This is a genomic window from Pseudomonas sp. SA195 (assembly GCF_054131565.1).
The window spans coordinates 2697501-2717147 of record NZ_CP096392.1 but is presented as its reverse complement, the minus strand read 5'-3'; the positions used below and the strand labels follow the sequence as shown (position 1 = coordinate 2717147).

Sequence of the window (19647 nt, the reverse complement as noted above, 5' to 3'; positions counted from 1 at the left end):
GTGACACAGACGGGAAGATCGATTCTGCTGGTCGATGACGATCAGGAAATCCGCGAACTGCTGGAGGCCTACCTGAGCCGCTCGGGATTCAGCGTGCGTTCCGTGGCTGACGGGGCGCAGTTTCGCGATGCTATGAGCAGCAACCCGGCCGACCTGGTCATTCTCGACGTGATGCTCCCCGACGAAGACGGCTTCAGCCTCTGTCGTTGGGTGCGTGGGCATCAGCGCCTTGCGCAGATGCCGATCATCATGCTGACCGCCAGCTCCGACGAAACCGATCGGGTGATCGGGCTCGAACTCGGTGCGGACGACTACCTGGGCAAACCCTTCAGCCCGCGGGAGTTGTTGGCGCGTATCAAGGCGCTGCTGCGTCGGGTGAGCTTCGCCCACGAGCGAGGCGGTAGCGACGTGCTGGCGTTCGATGAATGGCGCCTGGACATGATCAGCCATCGGTTGTTTCACCAGGACGGCGAAGAAGTGCTCCTGTCCGGCGCGGATTTCGCCTTGCTCAAGCTTTTTCTCGATCACCCGCAGCAAATCCTCGACCGTGACACCATCGCCAATGCGACCCGCGGTCGCGAGGTGATGCCGCTCGAGCGCATCGTCGACATGGCGGTGAGCCGCCTGCGACAGCGCCTGCGTGACACGGGCAAATGCCCGCGATTGATCCGCACCGTTCGGGGCAGCGGTTATCTGCTCGCCGCGCAGGTGATGCCTCATCATGATTCGCTCGGATAAGCGCCGCTGGCCGCTGGTTCCGCGTTCGCTGCTCGGGCGAATGTTGCTGCTGACCCTGCTCGCTGTGCTGCTGGCGCAGGCCTTGTCGAGCTTTATCTGGGTGTCGCAATTACGCGCAAGCCAGATGGAAGGGCTGCTGACCAGTGCGCGCAGCGTTGCGCAATCGATGTCCGCCAGCGTCAGCTATTTCCGTTCCTTACCGCTGGGCTACCGCCCGTTGGTGCTTGATCAGCTGCGCAGCATGGGGGGGACACGGTTCTTCGTTTCGCTCAATGACAAGCCACTGGATATGCAGGTGCTGCCGCCAACCGAGCGCAAGCGTGCGGTGCTCGCCGAGGTCGATGAGGTACTGCGCGAGCGGCTGGGGCGGGACGTGGATATGTCGGTCAGCTTCGTCAGCCCCGATGACCTGCGAATCTTCAACGGCGGGCTGAAACTCGACGAGCTGCCTCGCTCCTGGGCGCACTACGCGCTGAGCCTGGAGCCGTTGAACCCGCCGGTACTGGTGACGCAGATCCAGATCGCCCCTAACGAATGGCTTTATCTCGCCTCGCTGATGCCGGCGCCCTACGCGAGCCTGGAGGAGGACGTCATTCCGGTTCAGCAGCTGTGGTTCATCGCGTTCACCAGCAGCTTTTTGCTCCTGTTCATCGGCGTTCTGGTGCATTGGCAGAGTCGGCCTCTCAAGCGTCTGGCACGTGCGGCGCGGGAGATGTCGCTGGGTAGCGAGATCGAACTACTACCCGAAGCCGGCGGAAGCGAGGTGGTCGAGGTCAGTCGGGCGTTCAACAGCATGCGCGAGCGCATTGGGCGTTACCTCAGCGAGCGCAGCCAGTTGTTCAGTGCGATTTCCCATGACTTGCGCACCCCGATCACACGCCTGCGGCTGCGCGTCGAACTGCTCGAGGACGAGGCGCTGCAGCGCAAATTCAGCCGCGACCTGGACGAGCTCGAACTGCTGGTCAAGGGTGCGCTTCAATGCGTCAAGGACACCGACATCCACGAGAACATCGAGCCGCTCGACCTTAACCTGTTGCTCGACTGTGTCACCGAGCCCTACTTGGCGCCAGCCGGCAACGGCCGAGTAACGGTGCAGGGTAGGGCGGCCGCGCCCTACCCTGGCAAACCGCTAGCGCTCAAGCGCTGCATCGGCAACCTGCTCGACAATGCACTCAAGTACGGGGACCGTGCCCATCTGCGCATCGAAGATGACCGGCGCACCTTCGTGCTCCATGTCGACGACGAGGGGCCCGGCGTGCCCCAGGCGTGGCTCGAGCAGGTGTTCGAGCCTAACTTTCGCTTGGCGACGAAACAGCCAGGCTATGGGCTCGGGCTAGGAATCGCGCGCAACATCGCGCATGCCCACGGCGGCGAAATCAGCTTGAGCAACCTCGATGAAGGTGGCTTGCGGGTCACGCTCAGCTTGCCGCGTGAGACGGCCTGACCACAGCTTGCTGCTCTAGCGTCGTTACAAGCCGGCGAGCTTTGTAACTGGCCTGTGACGTTTCCATATCCCTTCGTTACCCGGGGCGCCGAAAGGCTCGCCTAGAATCGATGCAGCGCAAGCCAAGCCTTGCATCGATAAAAACAAGAAAGGAAAACCCATGAACGCGATACATCGTCTAGTTACTGCTGTTTCCCTTGCTTCCCTCGTTCCACTCGCCCATGCCGGTGAAGTCGAAGTTCTGCATTGGTGGACGTCCGGCGGTGAAAAGCGCGCTGCCGATACGCTGCAGCGCCTCGTCGAAGAACAGGGCCACACCTGGAAGGATTTCGCCGTCGCGGGCGGCGGTGGCGAAGCCGCCATGACCGTTTTGAAGACCCGTGCCGTCTCCGGTAATGCGCCTGCCGCAGCACAAATCAAAGGCCCCGACATCCAGGAGTGGGGTGAGCTGGGCCTGCTGTCCGACCTCAACGAGGTCGCCGAGAAGGCTAAGTGGGATGAGCTGCTGCCTAAGCAGGTCTCCAAGGCAATGAAGTACGAGGGTGACTATGTAGCCGTGCCGGTCAACGTGCACCGCGTCAATTGGCTATGGATCAACCCTGAAGTGTTCGAGAAGGCGGGCGCGACGCCGCCGACCACACTCGACGAGTTCTATGCCGCTGCCGACAAACTCAAGGCCGCCGGCTTCATGCCGCTTGCCCACGGCGGCCAGCCCTGGCAGGACGGCACCGTATTCGAGGACGTCGCGCTCGCCGTGCTCGGCCCAGAAGACTACCGCAAGGCCTTCGTCGAGCTCGACCGGGACGTGCTGACCGGCGACAAGATGGTCGAGGCGTTTACTCAACTGAAGAAGCTGCGCAGCTACGTCGATCAGAATGCGGCAGGTCGTGACTGGAACAGCGCTACGGCGATGGTAATGAACGGTAAGGCCGGTATGCAGATCATGGGCGACTGGGCCAAAAGCGAGTGGACGGCTGCAAACAAGATTGCAGGCGAGGACTACAAGTGCATCCCATTCCCTGGCACTCAGGGTAGCTTCACCTACAACATCGATTCGCTGGCGATGTTCAAACTCAGCAACGAGGACAACCGCCAAGCCCAGAAAGATCTGGCGCGCACTGTGCTCGAGCCTGAGTTCCAGCAGTTCTTCAATCAGAACAAGGGGTCGATCCCGGTTCGCCTCGACCAGGACATGAGTGAATTCGATAGCTGCGCCCAGCAATCGATGAAGGACTTCAAAGCGTCGGCGCAGGGCCCGGGCTTGGTGCCTAGTCTGGCTCACGGTATGGCGGCCTCCAGCTACGTGCAGGGCGCGGTGTTCGATGTCGTCACCAACTTCTTCAACGATCCGAACGGTGATCCGAAGAAAGCGGCGCAGCAGTTAGCAGCTGCGATCCAGGCAGTCCAGTAGGGCTTCCGGGGGCGCCAGGCGCCCCCTTTTCCAAATCAACGATGCATGGCATCGCAAACCCGGCGGCCAGAGTGTTCATGGCCGCGCTGGGTAGCGCTTGCCGATCGATCCGTACCGAGACGAGCCATGCGTACTGAATTCTCCCGGAGCCATTCATGAGCTCAACCGCTGTCATCACCAAGGCGTCCCGGCTGCCGAAGGCTTCCCCTCTGGACGCGCTGCAGCACTGGCTACCCAAGCTGGTCCTGGCGCCGAGCATGCTGATCGTGTTGGTCGGCTTCTACGGCTACATTTTCTGGACCTTCCTTCTCTCGTTCACCAACTCCCGCTTCATGCCCAGCTACAAATGGGTTGGGCTGCTGCAATACGAGCGCCTGTGGAACAACGACCGCTGGTGGGTGGCGAGCAAAAACCTACTCGTTTTTGGCGGGTTGTTCGTGACGGTCAGCCTGGTCATCGGCGTATTGCTTGCGGTGTTGCTGGACCAGCGTATCCGCCGTGAAGGGTTCATCCGTACCGTCTATCTCTACCCCATGGCGCTGTCGATGATTGTCACCGGCACGGCCTGGAAGTGGCTCCTGAACCCCGGCCTTGGCATCGACAAAATGCTGCGTGACTGGGGCTGGGAAGGTTTTCGTTTCGACTGGTTGGTCGATCCGGACCGAGTGGTCTATTGCCTGGTCATCGCTGCTGTATGGCAGGCATCGGGTTTTGTCATGGCCCTGTTTCTGGCCGGGCTGCGTGGCGTGGACCAGTCCATCGTCAGGGCTGCACAAATCGATGGTGCGAGCCTGCCCAGTATTTACCTGCGCATCGTTCTGCCGAGCCTGCGTCCCGTGTTCTTCAGCGCATTGATGATCTTGGCGCACATTGCGATCAAGGCGTTCGACTTGGTGGCCGCGATGACCGCAGGCGGGCCGGGCTATGCCTCGGATCTCCCGGCGATGTTCATGTACGCACACACGTTCACCCGTGGGCAGATGGGGCTGGGCGCCGCCAGCGCAATCCTGATGCTCGGCGCGGTGATGGCGATTGTGGTGCCTTACCTTTATTCGGAACTGAGGAACAAGCGCCATGACTAGTCTGGTAGGGCGCAAGCGCCTGACATTCAGCCGAGTGGCGATCTACGCGACGCTGTTGACGGCAGTCGCCCTGTATCTGGTGCCGCTGGTGGTGATGTTATTGACCAGCTTCAAGACACCCGAGGACATCCGGACCGGCAACCTGCTGTCCTGGCCGGACGTGATGACCGTAATCGGCTGGGTCAAGGCTTGGGACGCGGTTGGGGGGTATTTCTGGAACTCGGTGAAGATCACCGTGCCAGCGGTGATCATCTCGACGCTGCTTGGGGCATTGAACGGCTACGTACTGGCCATGTGGCGGTTCCGTGGCTCGCAGCTGTTCTTCGGGTTGTTGCTGTTCGGTTGTTTCTTGCCGTTCCAGGTCATCTTGCTGCCAGCGTCGTTCACCCTCGGTCAGCTCGGGCTGGCCAATACGACGCCCGGCCTGGTGCTGGTGCACCTGGTCTATGGGCTGGCCTTCACTACGCTGTTCTTTCGCAACTTCTACGTGAGTGTGCCGGATGCGCTCATCCGTGCCGCCCGTCTCGACGGAGCAGGCTTCTTCACTATCTTCGCCAAGATCCTGCTGCCCATGTCGATCCCCACGATCATGGTCTGCCTGATTTGGCAGTTCACGCAGATCTGGAACGACTTTTTGTTCGGGGTGGTTTTCGCCAGCGGCGATACGCAACCGATCACGGTGGCGCTGAACAACCTGGTCAACACCAGCACAGGCGCCAAGGAATACAACGTAGACATGGCCGCCGCGGTGATCGCTGCGCTGCCGACGCTGGTGGTGTATGTGCTTGCCGGCAAGTATTTCCTGCGCGGGCTCACTGCCGGCGCGGTCAAGGGTTAGGAGAACAACATGGCTGCACTTGAACTCTGCAATGTCCGCAAGAGCTACCCGGGCAGTGCGCACGACACGCTAAACGACATCGACCTGAAGATCGACGATGGCGAATTCCTCATTCTTGTCGGGCCTTCGGGCTGCGGGAAATCGACGCTGATGAACTGCATCGCCGGGCTCGAGGAAATCACCGGGGGCGAAATCCGCGTGGATGGCGCCGATATCAGCTCGGCCAGCCCGAAGGATCGGGACATCGCCATGGTGTTCCAGTCCTATGCCCTCTATCCGACGATGACGGTGCGGGAAAACATCGCCTTTGGCCTGAAAATGCGCAAGGTGCCGGCGGCGACCATCGAGGAAGAGGTGACCCGGGTCGCCAAGCTGCTGCAGATCGAGCACCTGCTAGGCCGCAAGCCGTCGCAGTTGTCCGGTGGTCAGCAGCAGCGTGTCGCGATGGGGCGGGCACTGGCGCGGCGGCCAAAGATCTACCTGTTCGACGAACCCTTGTCGAACCTCGACGCCAAGTTGCGCGTGGAAATGCGCACCGAAATCAAGTTGATGCACCAACGCCTCAAGACCACCACCGTCTATGTTACGCACGACCAGATCGAGGCCATGACGCTTGGCGACAAGGTCGCGGTAATGAAGGAAGGCGTTGTGCAGCAGTTCGGCACTCCGAAGGAGATCTACAACAACCCGGCGAACCTGTTCGTTGCGAGCTTCATCGGTTCGCCGCCGATGAACTTCATCCCGCTGCGCCTGAACCGGCAGGGCGGCGCGTGGCTGGCGCTGCTCGACAGCGGCCAGGATCGATGCGAACTGCCGTTGCGCCTGGCTGATGGCGAGTCCCTTGAGGGGCGCGAAGTGATCCTTGGCATACGCCCGGAACAGATCAGCTTGGGTAGCGATCCTGCGCTGCCATCCTTGCGCGCAGAGGTGCAGGTGGTCGAGCCCACCGGCCCTGACACCATGGTCTTCGTCGAACTCAACCAGACCAAGGTGTGCGTGCGGCTTGCGCCGGATGCCGCGACCGATGCCGGCAGTACCCTCACGCTGCAATTCGAGCCAGACAAAGTTTTGCTTTTCGACGCCAAGACCGGCGAACGCCTAGGCGTCGCTAATGGAAATGGTGGCCAAGGCCGCAACGGCACGGTGACACGGTTGGTTGCGCGTTAAAGCCATGTGGGAAAAAAGCCCGGTCGCTGGATATTTGCGTACCGGCACAGCTTTCGTCCGAATGTTATTGATGTACATGGTTTTTTGGCGGCGCAGGGCGAACCCCAGGCGCCGCCGGGAAGTCGAACCGCTGCTGGCATCGCTCGCACGCGGATCGTTAAGGAGAGCCACAGCGGCTCAATCCAACGGCAGTAACAACAATAAGAGCTATTTGGAGCGGATATGAAAAAGACCACACGCTTGGGCCTGGCGGTATCGTTGGCCAGTCTCGCAATGCCGTTTACTGTCCAGGCTCTGGACTTCAACGGTTATGTGCGAAGCGGTATCGGCGAATCCAGCGGGAGCGACTCGCAGGCCTGTTTCCAGTTGCCCGGCGCACCTTCGAAGTTCCGTCTCGGCAACGAATGCGAGCAGTATGCCGAGCTCGGTTTGCGCCAGGATTTGTTCACGCTGAGCGACGGCTCCGTCCTGAGCGTAGAAGGCATGGCCGCGCTGTACAACGAATATGACCACACGCCGAAGTTCACTGGCGACCATGGGTTCGCACGCATGGTTCAGGCCTACGCCGAATGGAGCAAGGTGCCGGCACTGAACGGCGGTTCCCTGTGGGCCGGCCGGCGATTCTACAAGCGGAACGACATTCATATCTCCGACTTCTATTACTGGAACCAGAGCGCGACCGGCGCTGGCATCGAGGACATGGAAATTGGCGGGCTGAAATACAGCTACGCCTTTTCCCGTAAGGACAATGTCTTCCAGGAAAACTACACCAATCGTCACGACTTCAACGTGGGCGGTATCGATACCAATCCCGATGGCGAACTTATGTTCGGGGTTAGCTACATCGACGATCCGGACCGTAACGACTCCAACAGCGGCTGGTCGGTCACGGCCCAGCACAAGCAGATCGGCTTTCTTGGTGGCAGCAACACGTTCGCGCTGCAGTATGGCGAGGGGCCCGGTACAGGGCTGGGCTATACCGGTGATGTCACCCTCGGTAGCAGCGACAAGAGCTGGCGGGTGGTGGAGTTCTTCGATTGGCAGGTCACGCCTCGCTTCGGTGGCCAATTCCAGGCGGTGTATCAGAAGGACAAGCGGCAGGATGGCGGCGACCAGGACTGGATTTCGGTCGGCGTGCGCCCGGTGTATGGACTGACTGAACAGTTCAAGCTTGTCGCGGAAGTTGGTCACGATCAGATCGACGCTCCAGACGGCACCCGCAAGCTCACCAAATTTACCGTTGCGCCGACCTGGTCGCCCGCCGGCCCTGAATTCTGGGCTCGCCCGGAAGTGCGCCTGTACTACACCTACGCGCAGTGGAATGACGCCGCGCAACGTGCAGCGAACCTGATGGCGGCGGGCAGCGCCCTGTCTGACACCGGCGCGTTCGGGAATGCGCAGCACGGTTCCAACTTCGGTGTACAGGTCGAGTACTGGTGGGACTGATTGGCGCGATAGCCTGAATCGGTTAGAACCTCCGGCAGCTGTGCCTTTCTACTAGCCATACGCACAGCTGGACGGAGGTGGGTTTGGGCGACAAGGCGAAAAATCCCTGTATCAGCCTTTGCAAGCTCAAAGACGAAGTTTGCATTGGATGCGGCCGCAGCCGGGACGAAATGAAGGCATGGAAGGGGCTGTCCAATAAGGAGCGCAAGGCGGTCAATGAGTTGGCCGCCAAGCGTTTGAAACGGCTGGGCAAGGCTGCGAGGAAAAAGAAGTGATCAGCTGTCCTCGCTGGGATAGCGCGTCGCGACCAGGCTTTCCTTGATCTTGCGAAGGTGGGGCTGGAAATCCACGCCGCGGCGAAGCGTCACGCCCGCCGCAAGGGTATCGAGCACCGTCAGCTGAATGATTCTGGACGTCATCGGCATGTAGATGTCGGTGTCTTCCGGCAGGGGTATGTCCAGGCTCAGGGTGCACACCTTGGCAAGCGGTGAATCCGCCGCGGTCAGCCCCAGTACGGAGGCTCCGTTGTCCCGCGCGATGGTTGCCGCTTCGACTAGCTCACGGGTACGTCCGGTGTAGGAGATGATCACGAACAGGTCGCCGGTATGCGCGACCGAGGCGAGCATTCGCTGCATCAACACATCGGCGTGGGCCGTCACCGGCAGATTGAATCGAAAGAACTTGTGCTGGGCGTCCAACGCGACCGATGCCGAAGCGCCGAGTCCGAAGAAGTGAATCTGACGCGCCTGAATCATGAGATCGACCGCTTGGCTGATCACTTTCGGATCGATGGCCTGGCAGGCGGCATCCAGCGAGGCGATGGCGCTGCCAAATATTTTTCGCGTATAGGCTTCCGGACCATCCGTCGCCTCAACGGCCTGGCTGACATAGGCCGCACCGCTGGCGAGGCTCTGCGCCAGTTGGATTTTCAGGGCCGGATACCCGGCGGCACCGAACGACCGGCAGAAGCGGTTGACCGTTGGCTCGCTGACGTTTGCTGCCTGCGCCAAGGCCGCGATGCTATACCGAGTCGCCTGCTGAGGGTCGCTGAGGATCACTTCGGCGACCTTGCGTTCGGCTTTATTCAGCTCGTCCAGCCGATTTTTTATCTGTTCCAAGAGATTTTTCATGCGATCCATGTCTCTTCCTTCAAGGGCTCGTCGCCGTGATCTGGCGAATACGGCGTCGCTAAGAGCAAAAAATACGGCTTTTGTTGTTTTAACAACAACATTTTGGGCTTAAACTGCGAAAGCCTATCCCACACGCAGCCTAATTTGGTTAATAAAAAGATCATGCCTGCTATTACTGTTGATGCGACGACCTTTGCGCTGTTCGGCGCTCTGGGCGATCTGGCTCTGCGCAAGCTGTTCCCGGCACTTTATCAGCTCGACCGGGCCGGGCTGTTGCACAGCGAGACGCGCATTCTGGCGCTTTCCCGCGATACGGGCGATGCCGAGCTGCATTTGCAGCGTATCGACCAGGCGCTTCGCAAGCATGTGCCCGCGGCGCAGCTTGATGAAGACGCGCTGTCACGGTTTCACAGCCGACTGGACTATCTGACGATGGATTTTCGCAACGCGGCCGATTACGCGGCGCTTGCTGAAAAGGTGTCGTCGGCAATGCCGCTCATAGCCTACTTCGCGACGCCAGCGGCAGTGTATGGGGCGATCTGCGAGAACCTCGCCGAGACGGGCCTGGCGGACCAGACGCGGGTCGTTCTGGAGAAGCCGATCGGTCATGACCTCGAGTCTTCTCGCGTGGTCAACGAAGCGGTGGCGCGTTTCTTCCCCGAGTCGCGTATCTACCGTATCGACCACTACCTCGGTAAGGAGACGGTACAGAACCTCATCGCCTTGCGCTTTGCTAACAGCCTGTTCGAAACGCAGTGGAACCAGCACCACATCTCGCATGTGGAGATTACGGTCGCCGAAACGGTGGGTATCGAGGGGCGCTGGGGCTATTTCGATCAGGCGGGCCAGTTGCGCGACATGATCCAGAATCACCTGCTGCAGCTGCTTTGCCTCATCGCGATGGATCCGCCGAGCGACCTCACCGCCGATAGCATCCGCGACGAGAAGGTCAAGGTGCTCAAGGCGCTGGCGCCGATCACTCCGGAGCGCTTGGGTCGCTATGTCGTACGGGGGCAATATGTTTCCGGCTCCGTAGGTGGCAAGACGGTACCTGGCTACCTTGAAGAAGAGAATTCCAACGCTGAGAGCAGCACGGAAACGTTCGTCGCGCTGCGTGCCGATATCTGCAACTGGCGCTGGTCCGGCGTACCGTTCTATCTGCGCACAGGCAAGCGCATGGGTGAGAAGGTTTCCCAGATCGTCATCCATTTCAAGGAACCGCCGTTCTACATATTTGCGCCCGAGCAGCGTTCGTTGATCAGCAATCGCCTGATCATCCGCTTGCAGCCGGACGAGGGCATCTCGCTGCAGGTCATGACGAAGGAGCAGGGCCTGGACAAGGGTATGCACTTGCGCAGCGGTCCGCTCCAGCTCAATTTTTCCGAAACCTACAAGAGCTCCCGAATTCCGGATGCATACGAACGGCTATTGCTCGAGGTGATGCAGGGCAACCAAAACCTGTTCGTACGCAAGGACGAAATCGAATACGCCTGGAAATGGTGTGACCAGTTGATCGACGGTTGGTCTCGCATGGGGGAGCCGCCCAAGGCCTATCCGGCTGGCTCCTGGGGGCCAGTCGCGTCGATAGCACTTATTACACGTGACGGGAGGTCTTGGTATGGCGATCTCTGAGCTGGTGCTTCCGCCCGATGTGGTCACGCACGACCTGGCCAATGCCGCCCAGCTCGCTGATGCCTTGGCTGCCCGCGTTGCCCAAGCACTCGAGGCAGCTTTGAAAGAAAAAGATACGGCCAGCTTGGTGGTATCTGGAGGGCGCAGCCCCATTGCGTTTTTCGAGGCGCTTTCCCGCTACACGTTGGAATGGTCCCGTGTGCAGGTCAGCCTGGCCGACGAGCGTTGGGTTGAGCCGACGCATCCGGACAGTAATGAAGGGCTCGTGCGACGGCACTTGCTTCAGAACGCTGCTACGGCTGCGCAATTGATCGGTCTGTATCAGGCTGGTGACACCCTGGATCAGGCCGCGGCGCGCGCAGGCGAAGGGCTGGAGCGCCTGGGTATGCCTATCGATGTGTTGGTGCTTGGGATGGGCAACGATGGCCATACCGCTTCGCTGTTTCCCGGCAGCCCTCTGCTGGCGAAGGCGCTCGATAGTGCCTGCAGCGATCGATGCCTGCCGATGCTGGCACCTGTCGAGCCCAGCGAGCGGATCAGCCTGACCTATCCAGTCCTCGCGGCAGCGTACGTCCAGTGTCTTGCTATCCAGGGCACTGCCAAGCTTGAAACTTTACGACAGGCCATGCGCCTTGACCCGTCGCAGATGCCTATTCGGGCATTCCTGCGATCCCCTCTGGAAATTTACTGGTGCCCTTGAGGGCCGAGGATTCAGTCATGTCCATGGAACAAAAGAACGCCGCGATCGAAAAAATCTGTACCGAAGCACGCATCCTCCCGGTGATTACCATCGGTAGCGAGGATCAGATCCTCCCGTTGGCCGATGCACTTGCCGCGGGCGGTTTGACAGCCTTGGAAATTACTTTGCGTTCGGCCCATGGCCTCACCGCCATCCGCCGCCTGCGGCAAGAGCGCCCCGACCTCTGCATCGGCGCGGGTACGGTGCTGGACAAGCGCATGATGGATGAGGTCGAAGCCGCTGGCGCTCAGTTCATCGTGTCGCCGGGGTGCACGGATGAGTTGCTGCAGGCCGGCGTTAATTGCTCCGTCCCGCTGCTGGCGGGCATCAGCAGTGCTTCCGACATCATGCGCGGCTACGCGTTGGGCTATCGCCGATTCAAACTGTTTCCAGCCGAGGTTTGCGGTGGGGTCAATGCGATCAAGGCACTCGGTGGCCCGTTCGGGGATGTGCGGTTCTGCCCGACCGGCGGCGTTAGCGCGGCGAATGCCTCGCAGTACTTGGCGTTGTCCAACGTGATGTGCGTGGGCGGTACCTGGATGATCGATTCGTCTGCGCTCAAGTCAGGCGATTGGAGCAGCATCACGCGTGCCACCGCCGATGCGCTGGCGGCGCTCGGTCCGCGTTGATCCTAAGCGTCCTCGTCGCCGGCGATCCGGCTAAGCTGATGATGCGTATGTAGGCCGTTGCGCGTATAGTGCGCGGCCTTTTCCCATCGGAACTGCCACACCGGGAGGTGCCCAGATGACCGAACACGAAGACTCTACCCCTCATGTCGCTCACGGCGAAAAATTGCAAAAGGTACTGGCCCGCCTTGGCCTCGCCTCACGCCGCGACGTTGAAAACTGGATTGCCGCAGGCCGCGTCAAGGTCAACGGTAACGTGGCCACACTCGGCCAGCGTGTCGATTCGCACGACGCCATTTCGGTCGATGGCCGTTTGCTCAAGCGAGAGGAAGCCATCGAGAACCTCCGTCGGGTGCTGATTTACAACAAGCCAGATGGCGAGATTTGCACGCGTGATGATCCTGAGGGGCGGCCAACTGTGTTCGATCGCCTGCCGCGGCCTAAAGAAGGGCGCTGGATCAATATCGGCCGCCTGGATATCAATACGACGGGCCTACTGCTGTTTACCACTGATGGTGAGCTCGCCAATCGTCTCATGCACCCCTCGTTTGAAATGGACCGTGAATATGCGGTTCGGGTCCGAGGTGAGGTTGACGATGAGATGATCGAGCGCCTCAAGACCGGCGTTATGCTTGAAGACGGCCCGGCTCGATTCACCGACATTCAGCAAGCCCCAGGCGGAGAGGGCTTCAATCACTGGTATCACTGCGTTGTTATGGAAGGTCGAAACCGCGAAGTGCGGCGCCTTTGGGAATCGCAGGGGTTGGTAGTGAGTCGTCTCAAGCGGGTCCGTTTCGGCCCGGTTTTCCTCACCTCGGACCTTCCCATGGGCCGGTGGCGCGAAATGTCGCAGGCAGAAGTCGATATTTTGAGCGAGGAAGTTGGGCTCAAACCTGTGGCGTTGCCCGAGATGAAGGCGCGAACCAAGGAAAAGCTCGACCGGTTGCAGCGAAAAGTCGCTAAGCCCGTTGGCCGTGGCGATAGACGTCCGCGTGTGTTGCGCTCGCCGGGTGAGGCGGATGCACCGACCTCCGCTGGAAAACCGCGCGGAGAGCGTCCGGCTCCGGCGTCGCGTCGTGGTACGCCGGTTGCTGAGCGTCCGGCTGAGGTTCGTCGTGGTCATGGCAAGCCCGCCGGGTCCGCCAATCCCGAAAAAAGCGGCAGGAAGCCGGCCCCTAAATCCCGAGAGGGCGGGGTGTCAGGTGAAGGGCAGCGTCCCGGTTTCGGTCGCGGGCGGCGCTCCAAGCGTTCCGAGTAAGCTGGCGGTCGAGGCGCAGCGTTGAGGCCTAGGCGTTCACGCTGCGCTGAACACTTGGTTGCGACCGGCACGCTTGGCAAAGTAAAGGGCTTGATCCGCACGGCGTAACAGTTGTTCCTGCGCTTCTCCCGGCTCATAGGTTGCGCAGCCAAGGCTGGCCGACAGCCGAACCTGCCGTTCGCCGACGAAGAAGGGCAGCTGCTCGATAGCTGCTCTGATCCTCTCGGCAACGATCAGCGTAGCGGTCGAGCAGGTATTCGAAAGCACGAGCGCGAACTCCTCGCCACCGAAGCGAAACACCATGTCGACGTTGCGGAGCTGTTCTTTCATCAGCAGTGAGACCGCTCGGAGCGCGGCGTCCCCAGTCTGATGCCCATATGCGTCGTTGAGATGTTTGAAGTGGTCCATGTCGAGCATGATCACCGATAGCGCTTGGCCGTGGCGTCTTGCTAGCTCGGTTTCCCGGTTGAGGCTTTGTTCAAGGGCAAGCCGGTTGCCTGTACCGGTGAGCGGATCTCTCAGTGACGCTCGTACAGCGTTGCGGTAGAGCAAGGCATTGCGCAGCGGGAAGATGAGGCAGTCCAGCGCGCTGGCGAGTTGCCTGGCCGCTAGTTCTGAAGGGGCCTCACGAGTCGAGATGACCAGTTCGCCTAAGCCATCGCCTTGGTGCGAGAGGCTGAATTCAAGCTGGATCCCAGAGCGATCGCCAATTTGCAAATCGACTTCGGTCGGAGTGTGGCGATAACTGATGCCGTCTATGACGGTCAGCTTGCGTACCTCTTCGAAAAAGAAGGTCAGCAAACGGTCTACTTCGAGACTAGTTTGAAGTCGGCCGGCCAGGACGCGAACTAGGTCTGCCAGGTCAAGCGGCCGACTGGCCGACGGCTGGAAGCTACATTCGCTTCGAGCGGTGCTGATATCGACCGTAAAGTTGTTTTGCATCAGTGGCAGCATGGCTTTCCCTCGTACGCAATTGCGCTGGCGATTGAAGCTATGCGAATTAAATGCCAGTAATGAAAAACTCTTTCAGATCAAAGCTTTGGTCGAATATTGCCGCTCTGCTTGATGGCCTTGCGCCAGTAAAGCGGCAAATTTGCGCCGGTTCGTTTATTCCCTACCGCTTAGGCCGACGGGAAACCGGCGGCCAGTTCCGATGCGCTACTGCGCGTTCAAAGCCTGGCCATTGACGTCGCGGCTGTCTGGACCCATAAGAAACAGGTAGAGCGGCATGATGGCTTCCGGTAGCGGATTCACACTTGGATTTTCGCCGGGGTAAGCTTTGGCCCGCATATCGGTGCGAGTCGCACCGGGATTCACGCTGTTTGCACGAACATTTGAGGTGCCTTCCAGCTCATCTGCAAGGACTTGCATCATGCCTTCGACCGCAAACTTCGACACCGCATAGGCCCCCCAATAGGCTCGCCCTTTGCGGCCAACGCTGCTTGAGGTGAACACGACCGAAGCGTCTTCAGAAAGCTTGAGGAGCGGAAGCAGAGTACTGGTAAGCATGAACGCCGCGTTGACATTGACCTGCATGACACGGGAGAAATTGTCGCCGGACAATTGTTCGATCGGAGTTCGCGGTCCGATGATGCCCGCATTGTGTAGAACGCCGTCGAGGCGGCCGAATTCGCGTTCGATCATTGCAGCCAGTTCGTCATACTGATGGGGCAGGGCTGTCTCCAAGTTGAGCGGGATCACTGCGGCTTGCGGCCAACCCGATGCTTCTATGTCATCGTAGACCTGATTCAGGTTGTCCTCGTTTTTACCTAGCAGCAGTACAGTTGCGCCATGGGAGGCATAGGCCTTGGCAGCCGCCTCGCCGATGCCGCGACCGGCTCCGGTCACGAGGATGATCCGGCCTTCGAGTAGATCTGGCCGTGCTGAATATTCGTACATCTGTGTCTCACTGTCGGAATGAGGCGCCAAGGGGACTGGCGATCTAGGTTCGGGGGGGCTAACAGCATCCAAGCGCGCGATCCAGGACTGCGCGGAGCTCGAGCGGGTGGCTGACGACCACGTCGGCGCCCCAATGATCAGGGTTGTCGTCCGGATGGATATAACCGTAGCGCACTGCCGCTGTCTTACTACCGGCTGCACGCCCTGATTCAATGTCTCGAAGGTCATCCCCGACGAAGAGGACTTCCGACGGGGCCAGAGCTAATTGGCTGCACGCGAGTAGCATGGGCTCCGGGTCTGGCTTGCTCTTGCTCACATGATCCGGGCAAACCAAGACCGCCGCTCGTTCTGCCAGGCCGAGACGCTGCATGATCGGTTCGGCGAAGCGAACTGGCTTGTTGGTCACTACGCCCCATGTCAGTTTGGCCCTCTCGATGTCATCAAGGAGCTCTGCCATCCCTTCGTACAGGCTGCTTTCAACAGCGCAATGCTCCTGATAGCGATCCAGGAACTCCCGACGCAATATTTCGAACTCAGCGGAAAGGGGATTCACATCGAAGGCAGCCATTACCATAGCTTGGGCGCCACCGGAGACAACGTCGTGAATGGCCTTGTCGGGAACTCGATCCAGCCCGCGCGCCAAACGCATGGCCTGCACAACCGCGATGAAGTCGGGCGCGGTGTCCAGCAGCGTTCCGTCCATGTCGAACAATACGGCACGTAGTCGCATCATGCCTCCCGCCGGCGTGTCTGGATCATGTAGTTCACGTCCACGTCTGGCGACAGTTTGTAATGCTTGGTCAGGGGGTTGTAGGTGAGGCCAATGATGTCATTCACTTCCAATCCGACACTCCGGCTCCAGGCGCCGAGTTCGGAAGGGCGGATGAACTTGCGATAGTCGTGGGTTCCGCGCGGCAGGAGCTGCAGCACATATTCCGCCCCGATGACCGCGAAAGCATATGCCTTAGGGTTGCGATTGATGGTTGAAAAGAACACCTGCCCGCCTGGCTTGACCATCGTGCAGCAAGCACGAATCACCGAAGCGGGGTCGGGCACGTGTTCGAGCATTTCAAGGCAAGTAACTACATCGAATTGAGACGCGCACTCTGAAGCGAGCGCTTCGGCGGTGATCTGGCGATAGTCGATTTCAAGACCTGATTCCAGCAGATGCAGGCGCGCCACCGATAGGGGGGCCTCGCCCATGTCGATGCCTGTCACCTCAGCGCCTCTTTGCGCCATTGCTTCGCTCAGGATGCCCCCACCGCAGCCAACATCGAGCACCTTCTTGCCGGCAAGCGGCACATGCTCATCGATCCAGTTGACGCGCAGGGGGTTGATCTCGTGCAGTGGCTTAAATTCACTTTCGCGATCCCACCAGCGGTGGGCCAGCGCTTCGAACTTGGCTATTTCGGCGTGGTCGACGTTGCTCATGATTTGTCCCGTTAACATTTGCGAGTAAGTTTCGCCTGTAAGCGCAGATGGTGCCAGCTTCGCCTGCTAATGACGCATGGCGATTTTGTCGCGCTACGTCGTTCGAATCTTGTCACCCCATTGCCGGGCGTTCGCGATGATGCGTTCTTCATCCATACGTGTTAGCTGACCGTTTTCCGACAACTTTTTGCCGCCTACCCATACATGGCGCACGCAGTCGCGTCCGCTGGCATATATAAGCTGCGAAACCGGGTCATAGACGGGCTGCTGGGCTAGGCGAGAAAGGTCGAATGCAACCATATCGGCGAATTTGCCGATCTCCAGCGAGCCGATGCAATCCTCAAGACCAAGTGCTCGCGCTCCATTCAGTGTTGCCATACGTAATGCTCGATGTGCATCCAGTGCAGTCGGCGAGCCCGCCACGGCCTTGGCTAGCAAAGCAGCGGTGCGTGTCTCCCCAAGCAGGTCAAGATCATTATTGCTGGCGGCGCCGTCTGTACCAATCGCGACGTTCACTCCAGCTTCCCAGAGCCGCTCGACCGGACAAAAACCGCTGGCGAGCTTGAGGTTCGACTCGGGGCAGTGAATAACGCTGCAGTTGTGTTCGACCAGTAGGGAGATATCGTCTTCGGTAACCTGCGTCATGTGGACGGCCTGGAAACGCGGGCCCAGCATCTGCAGCCGAGCGAGGCGTGCCAGTGGCCGTTCCCCATCCTTGCGAATCGCTTCTTCTACCTCTTGCGAGGTTTCGTGCACGTGCATGTGAATGCCGATATCCATCTCGGCCACGAGCGTGCGGATGGATTCCAGTTTCGCGTCAGCTACGGAGTAGGGTGCATGCGGGCCAAAGGCTACTGTCATGCGAGGGTGATGCTTGAGGTCATCGAACAGTTCGACCCCCTTTCGCATAGCCTCGTCAGCGTCCAAGGCACCGGGAATGGGGAAATCCAAGACAGGAATGGTTATCTGCGCACGAACGCCGCAGGCATGAACCAATTGGCTTACCACTTCTGGATAGAAGTACATATCCGAGAAGCAGGTAATGCCACCTTTGATCTGCTCCGCTATAGCCAGCTCGGTACCGTCATGAATAAACGCCTCATTGACCCATTTCGCTTCTGCTGGCCATATGTGGTTGCGCAGCCAGGTCATCAGCGAAAGGTCATCGGCGAGCCCGCGGAAAAGCGTCATGGCCGCATGACCGTGGGCATTGACGAGCCCGGGGGTTAGAACCATATCCGGGAGCTCAAGTGTCTCATGAGCCGCGAGCTCGTGGGCCTGCTCTCTAGAGCCGATGAATGCGATGCGGCCTTGCCTTAGACCTATTGCGTGCCCCTTGAGCACGACGCCGGCAGGCTCTACTGGGACAAGCCATGTCGGAAAAAGAAGAAGGTCTAACGTATCGTCGGGCGCTGAGGGCATGTAATCGCTTCGGATGTTGGGCTTGCCCCTATCAAACCGGACACCGCGGCCCCGTTAAATTGATGCTGCGCTCATTCGCCTGAACTCCCGAGGCGAGCGGTATTTCAGTGCGCTGTGCGGATGCTCTTCGTTGTAGTGTTCGAAAGCAATCGCCAGGTTGCGTAGCGCTGTCTGGCGATCCGGCCGTGGCATATGGGCGATGTAATCGCGCTTCATCGTCTTCACGAAGCTCTCCGCCATGCCATTGCTTTGCGGGCTGCAAACCGGCGTGGTCAGTGGCAACAAGCCTATCTGCCGGGCAAAAGCGCGCGTCTGGTCAGCGGTATATGCCGAGCCGTTATCGCTCAGCCACTGGATCGGAGCGATAGGCAGCGTTTGTCCGAAGCGTTTCTCGACGGCTTCGAGCATGACGTCACGGACATCATTGCCGCTGTAACCAAGCGGGCTGGCGACCCAACTGATGGCTTCACGATCACAACAGTCCAGGGCGAACGTCACGCGCAGGCGGTCACCATCGTCACAGCGAAATTCAAAGCCGTCCGAGCACCAACGGGTGTTGCTTTCGTCCACGGCTACTCGACCTTCATGACGACGCGCTACTCCGGGTTGCTTTCGCCGCCTCTCCAGTAGCAGGTTGTGGTCGCGCATGACGCGATAAACCCGCTTCACATTGACCACCGGTTCGGTCTGCCTACGCAGAAGTGCCCAGACCCGGCGGTAGCCATAGCTGGGCAAGTTGGAGATCGCAGATTTGATCCGCTCCACCAGAGCCGCATCGTCAGGGATACGCCGACGACGGGCTCTTTTGTTTTCAGTGGCCTGCTTGATTCGAGCCGTCAGTTGCGAGCGCGACACACCGAGACTTTCACTAACCAGCTTCACTGGTCGTCCCCCGGCAACAAGGGTGAGTGCGCAATCCATTTTCGCGAACGGGCAATCTCCACAGCCTCCTTGAGAACTTCCGCTTCCATGGTCTTCTTGCCCAACATGCGTTGCAGCTCGCGGATCTGCTTCATCGCATCGGCCAGTTCCGAAGCCGGTACCACAGCCTCACCGGCACTGACCGCCGAAAGGCTGCCGTCTTGATAAAGCTTGCGCCAATGGAATAACTGGTTGGGGTTGATGCCGTTGCGCCGAGCCACGACGGAAACGCTTTGCCCCGGCTCCAGGCTCTCGCGAACCATGGTGAGCTTTTCCTCGACGCTCCAGCGGCGACGCCGCTCTTGGCCGAGCACTTCGATATGTCTGTCTTTACTGGTAGTCATAAACACGACCGTTTGCCTATCCCTTATGGTAAGGGGGAAACGGTGTCCGGTGTTTCAAGGGGCTTGTTCAGATGTGCTGTGGTTCTAGCAGTGTAAAGCCTGGAAAGGTGTTGTTGAAG

Annotated in this window: 19 protein-coding genes; 12 read left to right on the top strand and 7 right to left on the bottom strand. The window is 59.7% G+C overall.

All coding sequences use genetic code 11. The annotated features are described in order from the left end of the window. The 8 genes from M1D78_RS12470 (at position 1) to M1D78_RS12435 (ending at position 8401) form a co-directional block, all read left to right on the top strand. Positions 1–738 carry a response regulator gene (locus M1D78_RS12470; RefSeq protein ID WP_437422931.1) on the top strand — a complete coding sequence of 246 codons (738 nt, stop codon included), beginning with the start codon at positions 1–3 and terminating at the stop codon, positions 736–738. Continuing rightward, complete coding sequence (locus tag M1D78_RS12465; RefSeq protein WP_437422858.1) at positions 722–2182, top strand: ATP-binding protein; 1461 nt, start codon at positions 722–724, stop codon at positions 2180–2182. The genes M1D78_RS12470 and M1D78_RS12465 overlap by 17 nt, the downstream gene beginning before the upstream one ends. 160 nt (positions 2183–2342) lie before the next feature. Further along, positions 2343–3593, top strand: coding sequence for an ABC transporter substrate-binding protein (locus M1D78_RS12460; RefSeq protein ID WP_437422857.1), 1251 nt, complete (start codon positions 2343–2345; stop codon positions 3591–3593). Positions 3594–3748: 155 nt separating this feature from the next. After that, entirely contained in the window at positions 3749–4675 is a 927-nt protein-coding gene (locus tag M1D78_RS12455) for a carbohydrate ABC transporter permease (protein WP_437422856.1), read from the top strand. Then, positions 4668–5513, top strand: a complete 846-nt coding sequence (locus tag M1D78_RS12450; RefSeq protein ID WP_437422855.1) for a carbohydrate ABC transporter permease — start codon at positions 4668–4670, stop codon at positions 5511–5513. The genes M1D78_RS12455 and M1D78_RS12450 overlap by 8 nt, the downstream gene beginning before the upstream one ends. Positions 5514–5522: 9 nt before the next feature. Then, on the top strand, positions 5523–6680 hold the full coding sequence (locus M1D78_RS12445; protein WP_437422854.1) for an ABC transporter ATP-binding protein: 1158 nt from the start codon (positions 5523–5525) through the stop codon (positions 6678–6680). 222 nt (positions 6681–6902) lie between these two features. Continuing rightward, positions 6903–8126 carry a maltoporin gene (locus M1D78_RS12440; protein WP_437422853.1) on the top strand — a complete coding sequence of 408 codons (1224 nt, stop codon included), beginning with the start codon at positions 6903–6905 and terminating at the stop codon, positions 8124–8126. An 83-nt stretch (positions 8127–8209) separates the two neighbouring features. Next, positions 8210–8401, top strand: coding sequence for a DUF1289 domain-containing protein (locus M1D78_RS12435; protein WP_437422852.1), 192 nt, complete (start codon positions 8210–8212; stop codon positions 8399–8401). Here the strand turns inward: M1D78_RS12435 and M1D78_RS12430 are convergent, their stop codons facing one another. Then, positions 8402–9256: a MurR/RpiR family transcriptional regulator gene (locus M1D78_RS12430; protein WP_457933592.1), complete on the bottom strand. Its 855-nt coding sequence runs from the start codon at positions 9254–9256 to the stop codon at positions 8402–8404. A gap of 162 nt (positions 9257–9418) precedes the next feature. On the opposite strand from M1D78_RS12430, the gene zwf reads away from it, so the two are divergent. From zwf to rluB, 4 genes are all read left to right on the top strand, one after another. Next, positions 9419–10888 (top strand): glucose-6-phosphate dehydrogenase, encoded by a 1470-nt coding sequence (zwf, locus tag M1D78_RS12425; RefSeq protein ID WP_437422850.1) that lies wholly within the window; start codon positions 9419–9421, stop codon positions 10886–10888. Next, entirely contained in the window at positions 10875–11588 is a 714-nt protein-coding gene (gene pgl, locus M1D78_RS12420; RefSeq protein WP_437422849.1) for a 6-phosphogluconolactonase, read from the top strand. The genes zwf and pgl overlap by 14 nt, the downstream gene beginning before the upstream one ends. 17 nt (positions 11589–11605) lie before the next feature. Next, entirely contained in the window at positions 11606–12256 is a 651-nt protein-coding gene (locus M1D78_RS12415; protein WP_437422848.1) for a bifunctional 4-hydroxy-2-oxoglutarate aldolase/2-dehydro-3-deoxy-phosphogluconate aldolase, read from the top strand. Positions 12257–12371: 115 nt separating this feature from the next. After that, on the top strand, positions 12372–13511 hold the full coding sequence (rluB, locus tag M1D78_RS12410; protein WP_437422847.1) for a 23S rRNA pseudouridine(2605) synthase RluB: 1140 nt from the start codon (positions 12372–12374) through the stop codon (positions 13509–13511). Between the two features lie 36 nt (positions 13512–13547). Here rluB and M1D78_RS12405 read toward each other — a convergent pair whose 3' ends face one another. From M1D78_RS12405 to M1D78_RS12380, 6 genes are all read right to left on the bottom strand, one after another. Then, complete coding sequence (locus M1D78_RS12405) at positions 13548–14465, bottom strand: GGDEF domain-containing protein (RefSeq protein ID WP_437422846.1); 918 nt, start codon at positions 14463–14465, stop codon at positions 13548–13550. Between the two features lie 204 nt (positions 14466–14669). Then, positions 14670–15410: a YciK family oxidoreductase gene (locus M1D78_RS12400; protein ID WP_437422845.1), complete on the bottom strand. Its 741-nt coding sequence runs from the start codon at positions 15408–15410 to the stop codon at positions 14670–14672. Positions 15411–15468: 58 nt separating this feature from the next. Further along, a complete protein-coding gene (mupP, locus tag M1D78_RS12395) occupies positions 15469–16140 on the bottom strand; it encodes an N-acetylmuramic acid 6-phosphate phosphatase MupP (protein WP_437422930.1) in 672 nt (223 codons plus the stop codon). Further along, positions 16140–16841 carry a bifunctional 2-polyprenyl-6-hydroxyphenol methylase/3-demethylubiquinol 3-O-methyltransferase UbiG gene (gene ubiG / locus M1D78_RS12390; RefSeq protein WP_437422844.1) on the bottom strand — a complete coding sequence of 234 codons (702 nt, stop codon included), beginning with the start codon at positions 16839–16841 and terminating at the stop codon, positions 16140–16142. Before ubiG ends, mupP begins: the two co-directional genes overlap by 1 nt. Before the next feature lie 93 nt (positions 16842–16934). Further along, positions 16935–18263: a TRZ/ATZ family hydrolase gene (locus M1D78_RS12385; protein WP_437422843.1), complete on the bottom strand. Its 1329-nt coding sequence runs from the start codon at positions 18261–18263 to the stop codon at positions 16935–16937. Between the two features lie 54 nt (positions 18264–18317). After that, a protein-coding gene (locus M1D78_RS12380) for an IS3 family transposase (protein WP_437423014.1) occupies positions 18318–19528 on the bottom strand; the annotation gives its coding sequence in 2 pieces (ribosomal slippage) (positions 18318–19183 and positions 19183–19528; 1212 coding nt in all). Positions 19529–19647 lie beyond the last annotated feature (119 nt).

Excerpts from the sequence above, each read along its gene's own strand:
- M1D78_RS12465 (WP_437422858.1), top strand. The coding sequence starts at position 722 with ATGATTCGCTCGGATAAGCGCCGCTGGCCGCTGGTTCCGCGTTCGCTG.
- M1D78_RS12460 (WP_437422857.1), top strand. The coding sequence starts at position 2,343 with ATGAACGCGATACATCGTCTAGTTACTGCTGTTTCCCTTGCTTCCCTC.
- M1D78_RS12455 (WP_437422856.1), top strand. The coding sequence starts at position 3,749 with ATGAGCTCAACCGCTGTCATCACCAAGGCGTCCCGGCTGCCGAAGGCT.
- M1D78_RS12450 (WP_437422855.1), top strand. The coding sequence starts at position 4,668 with ATGACTAGTCTGGTAGGGCGCAAGCGCCTGACATTCAGCCGAGTGGCG.
- M1D78_RS12445 (WP_437422854.1), top strand. The coding sequence starts at position 5,523 with ATGGCTGCACTTGAACTCTGCAATGTCCGCAAGAGCTACCCGGGCAGT.
- M1D78_RS12440 (WP_437422853.1), top strand. The coding sequence starts at position 6,903 with ATGAAAAAGACCACACGCTTGGGCCTGGCGGTATCGTTGGCCAGTCTC.
- M1D78_RS12430 (WP_457933592.1), bottom strand. The coding sequence starts at position 9,256 with ATGAAAAATCTCTTGGAACAGATAAAAAATCGGCTGGACGAGCTGAAT.
- zwf (WP_437422850.1), top strand. The coding sequence starts at position 9,419 with ATGCCTGCTATTACTGTTGATGCGACGACCTTTGCGCTGTTCGGCGCT.
- pgl (WP_437422849.1), top strand. The coding sequence starts at position 10,875 with ATGGCGATCTCTGAGCTGGTGCTTCCGCCCGATGTGGTCACGCACGAC.
- M1D78_RS12415 (WP_437422848.1), top strand. The coding sequence starts at position 11,606 with ATGTCCATGGAACAAAAGAACGCCGCGATCGAAAAAATCTGTACCGAA.
- rluB (WP_437422847.1), top strand. The coding sequence starts at position 12,372 with ATGACCGAACACGAAGACTCTACCCCTCATGTCGCTCACGGCGAAAAA.
- M1D78_RS12405 (WP_437422846.1), bottom strand. The coding sequence starts at position 14,465 with ATGCTGCCACTGATGCAAAACAACTTTACGGTCGATATCAGCACCGCT.
- M1D78_RS12400 (WP_437422845.1), bottom strand. The coding sequence starts at position 15,410 with ATGTACGAATATTCAGCACGGCCAGATCTACTCGAAGGCCGGATCATC.
- mupP (WP_437422930.1), bottom strand. The coding sequence starts at position 16,140 with ATGCGACTACGTGCCGTATTGTTCGACATGGACGGAACGCTGCTGGAC.
- ubiG (WP_437422844.1), bottom strand. The coding sequence starts at position 16,841 with ATGAGCAACGTCGACCACGCCGAAATAGCCAAGTTCGAAGCGCTGGCC.
- M1D78_RS12385 (WP_437422843.1), bottom strand. The coding sequence starts at position 18,263 with ATGCCCTCAGCGCCCGACGATACGTTAGACCTTCTTCTTTTTCCGACA.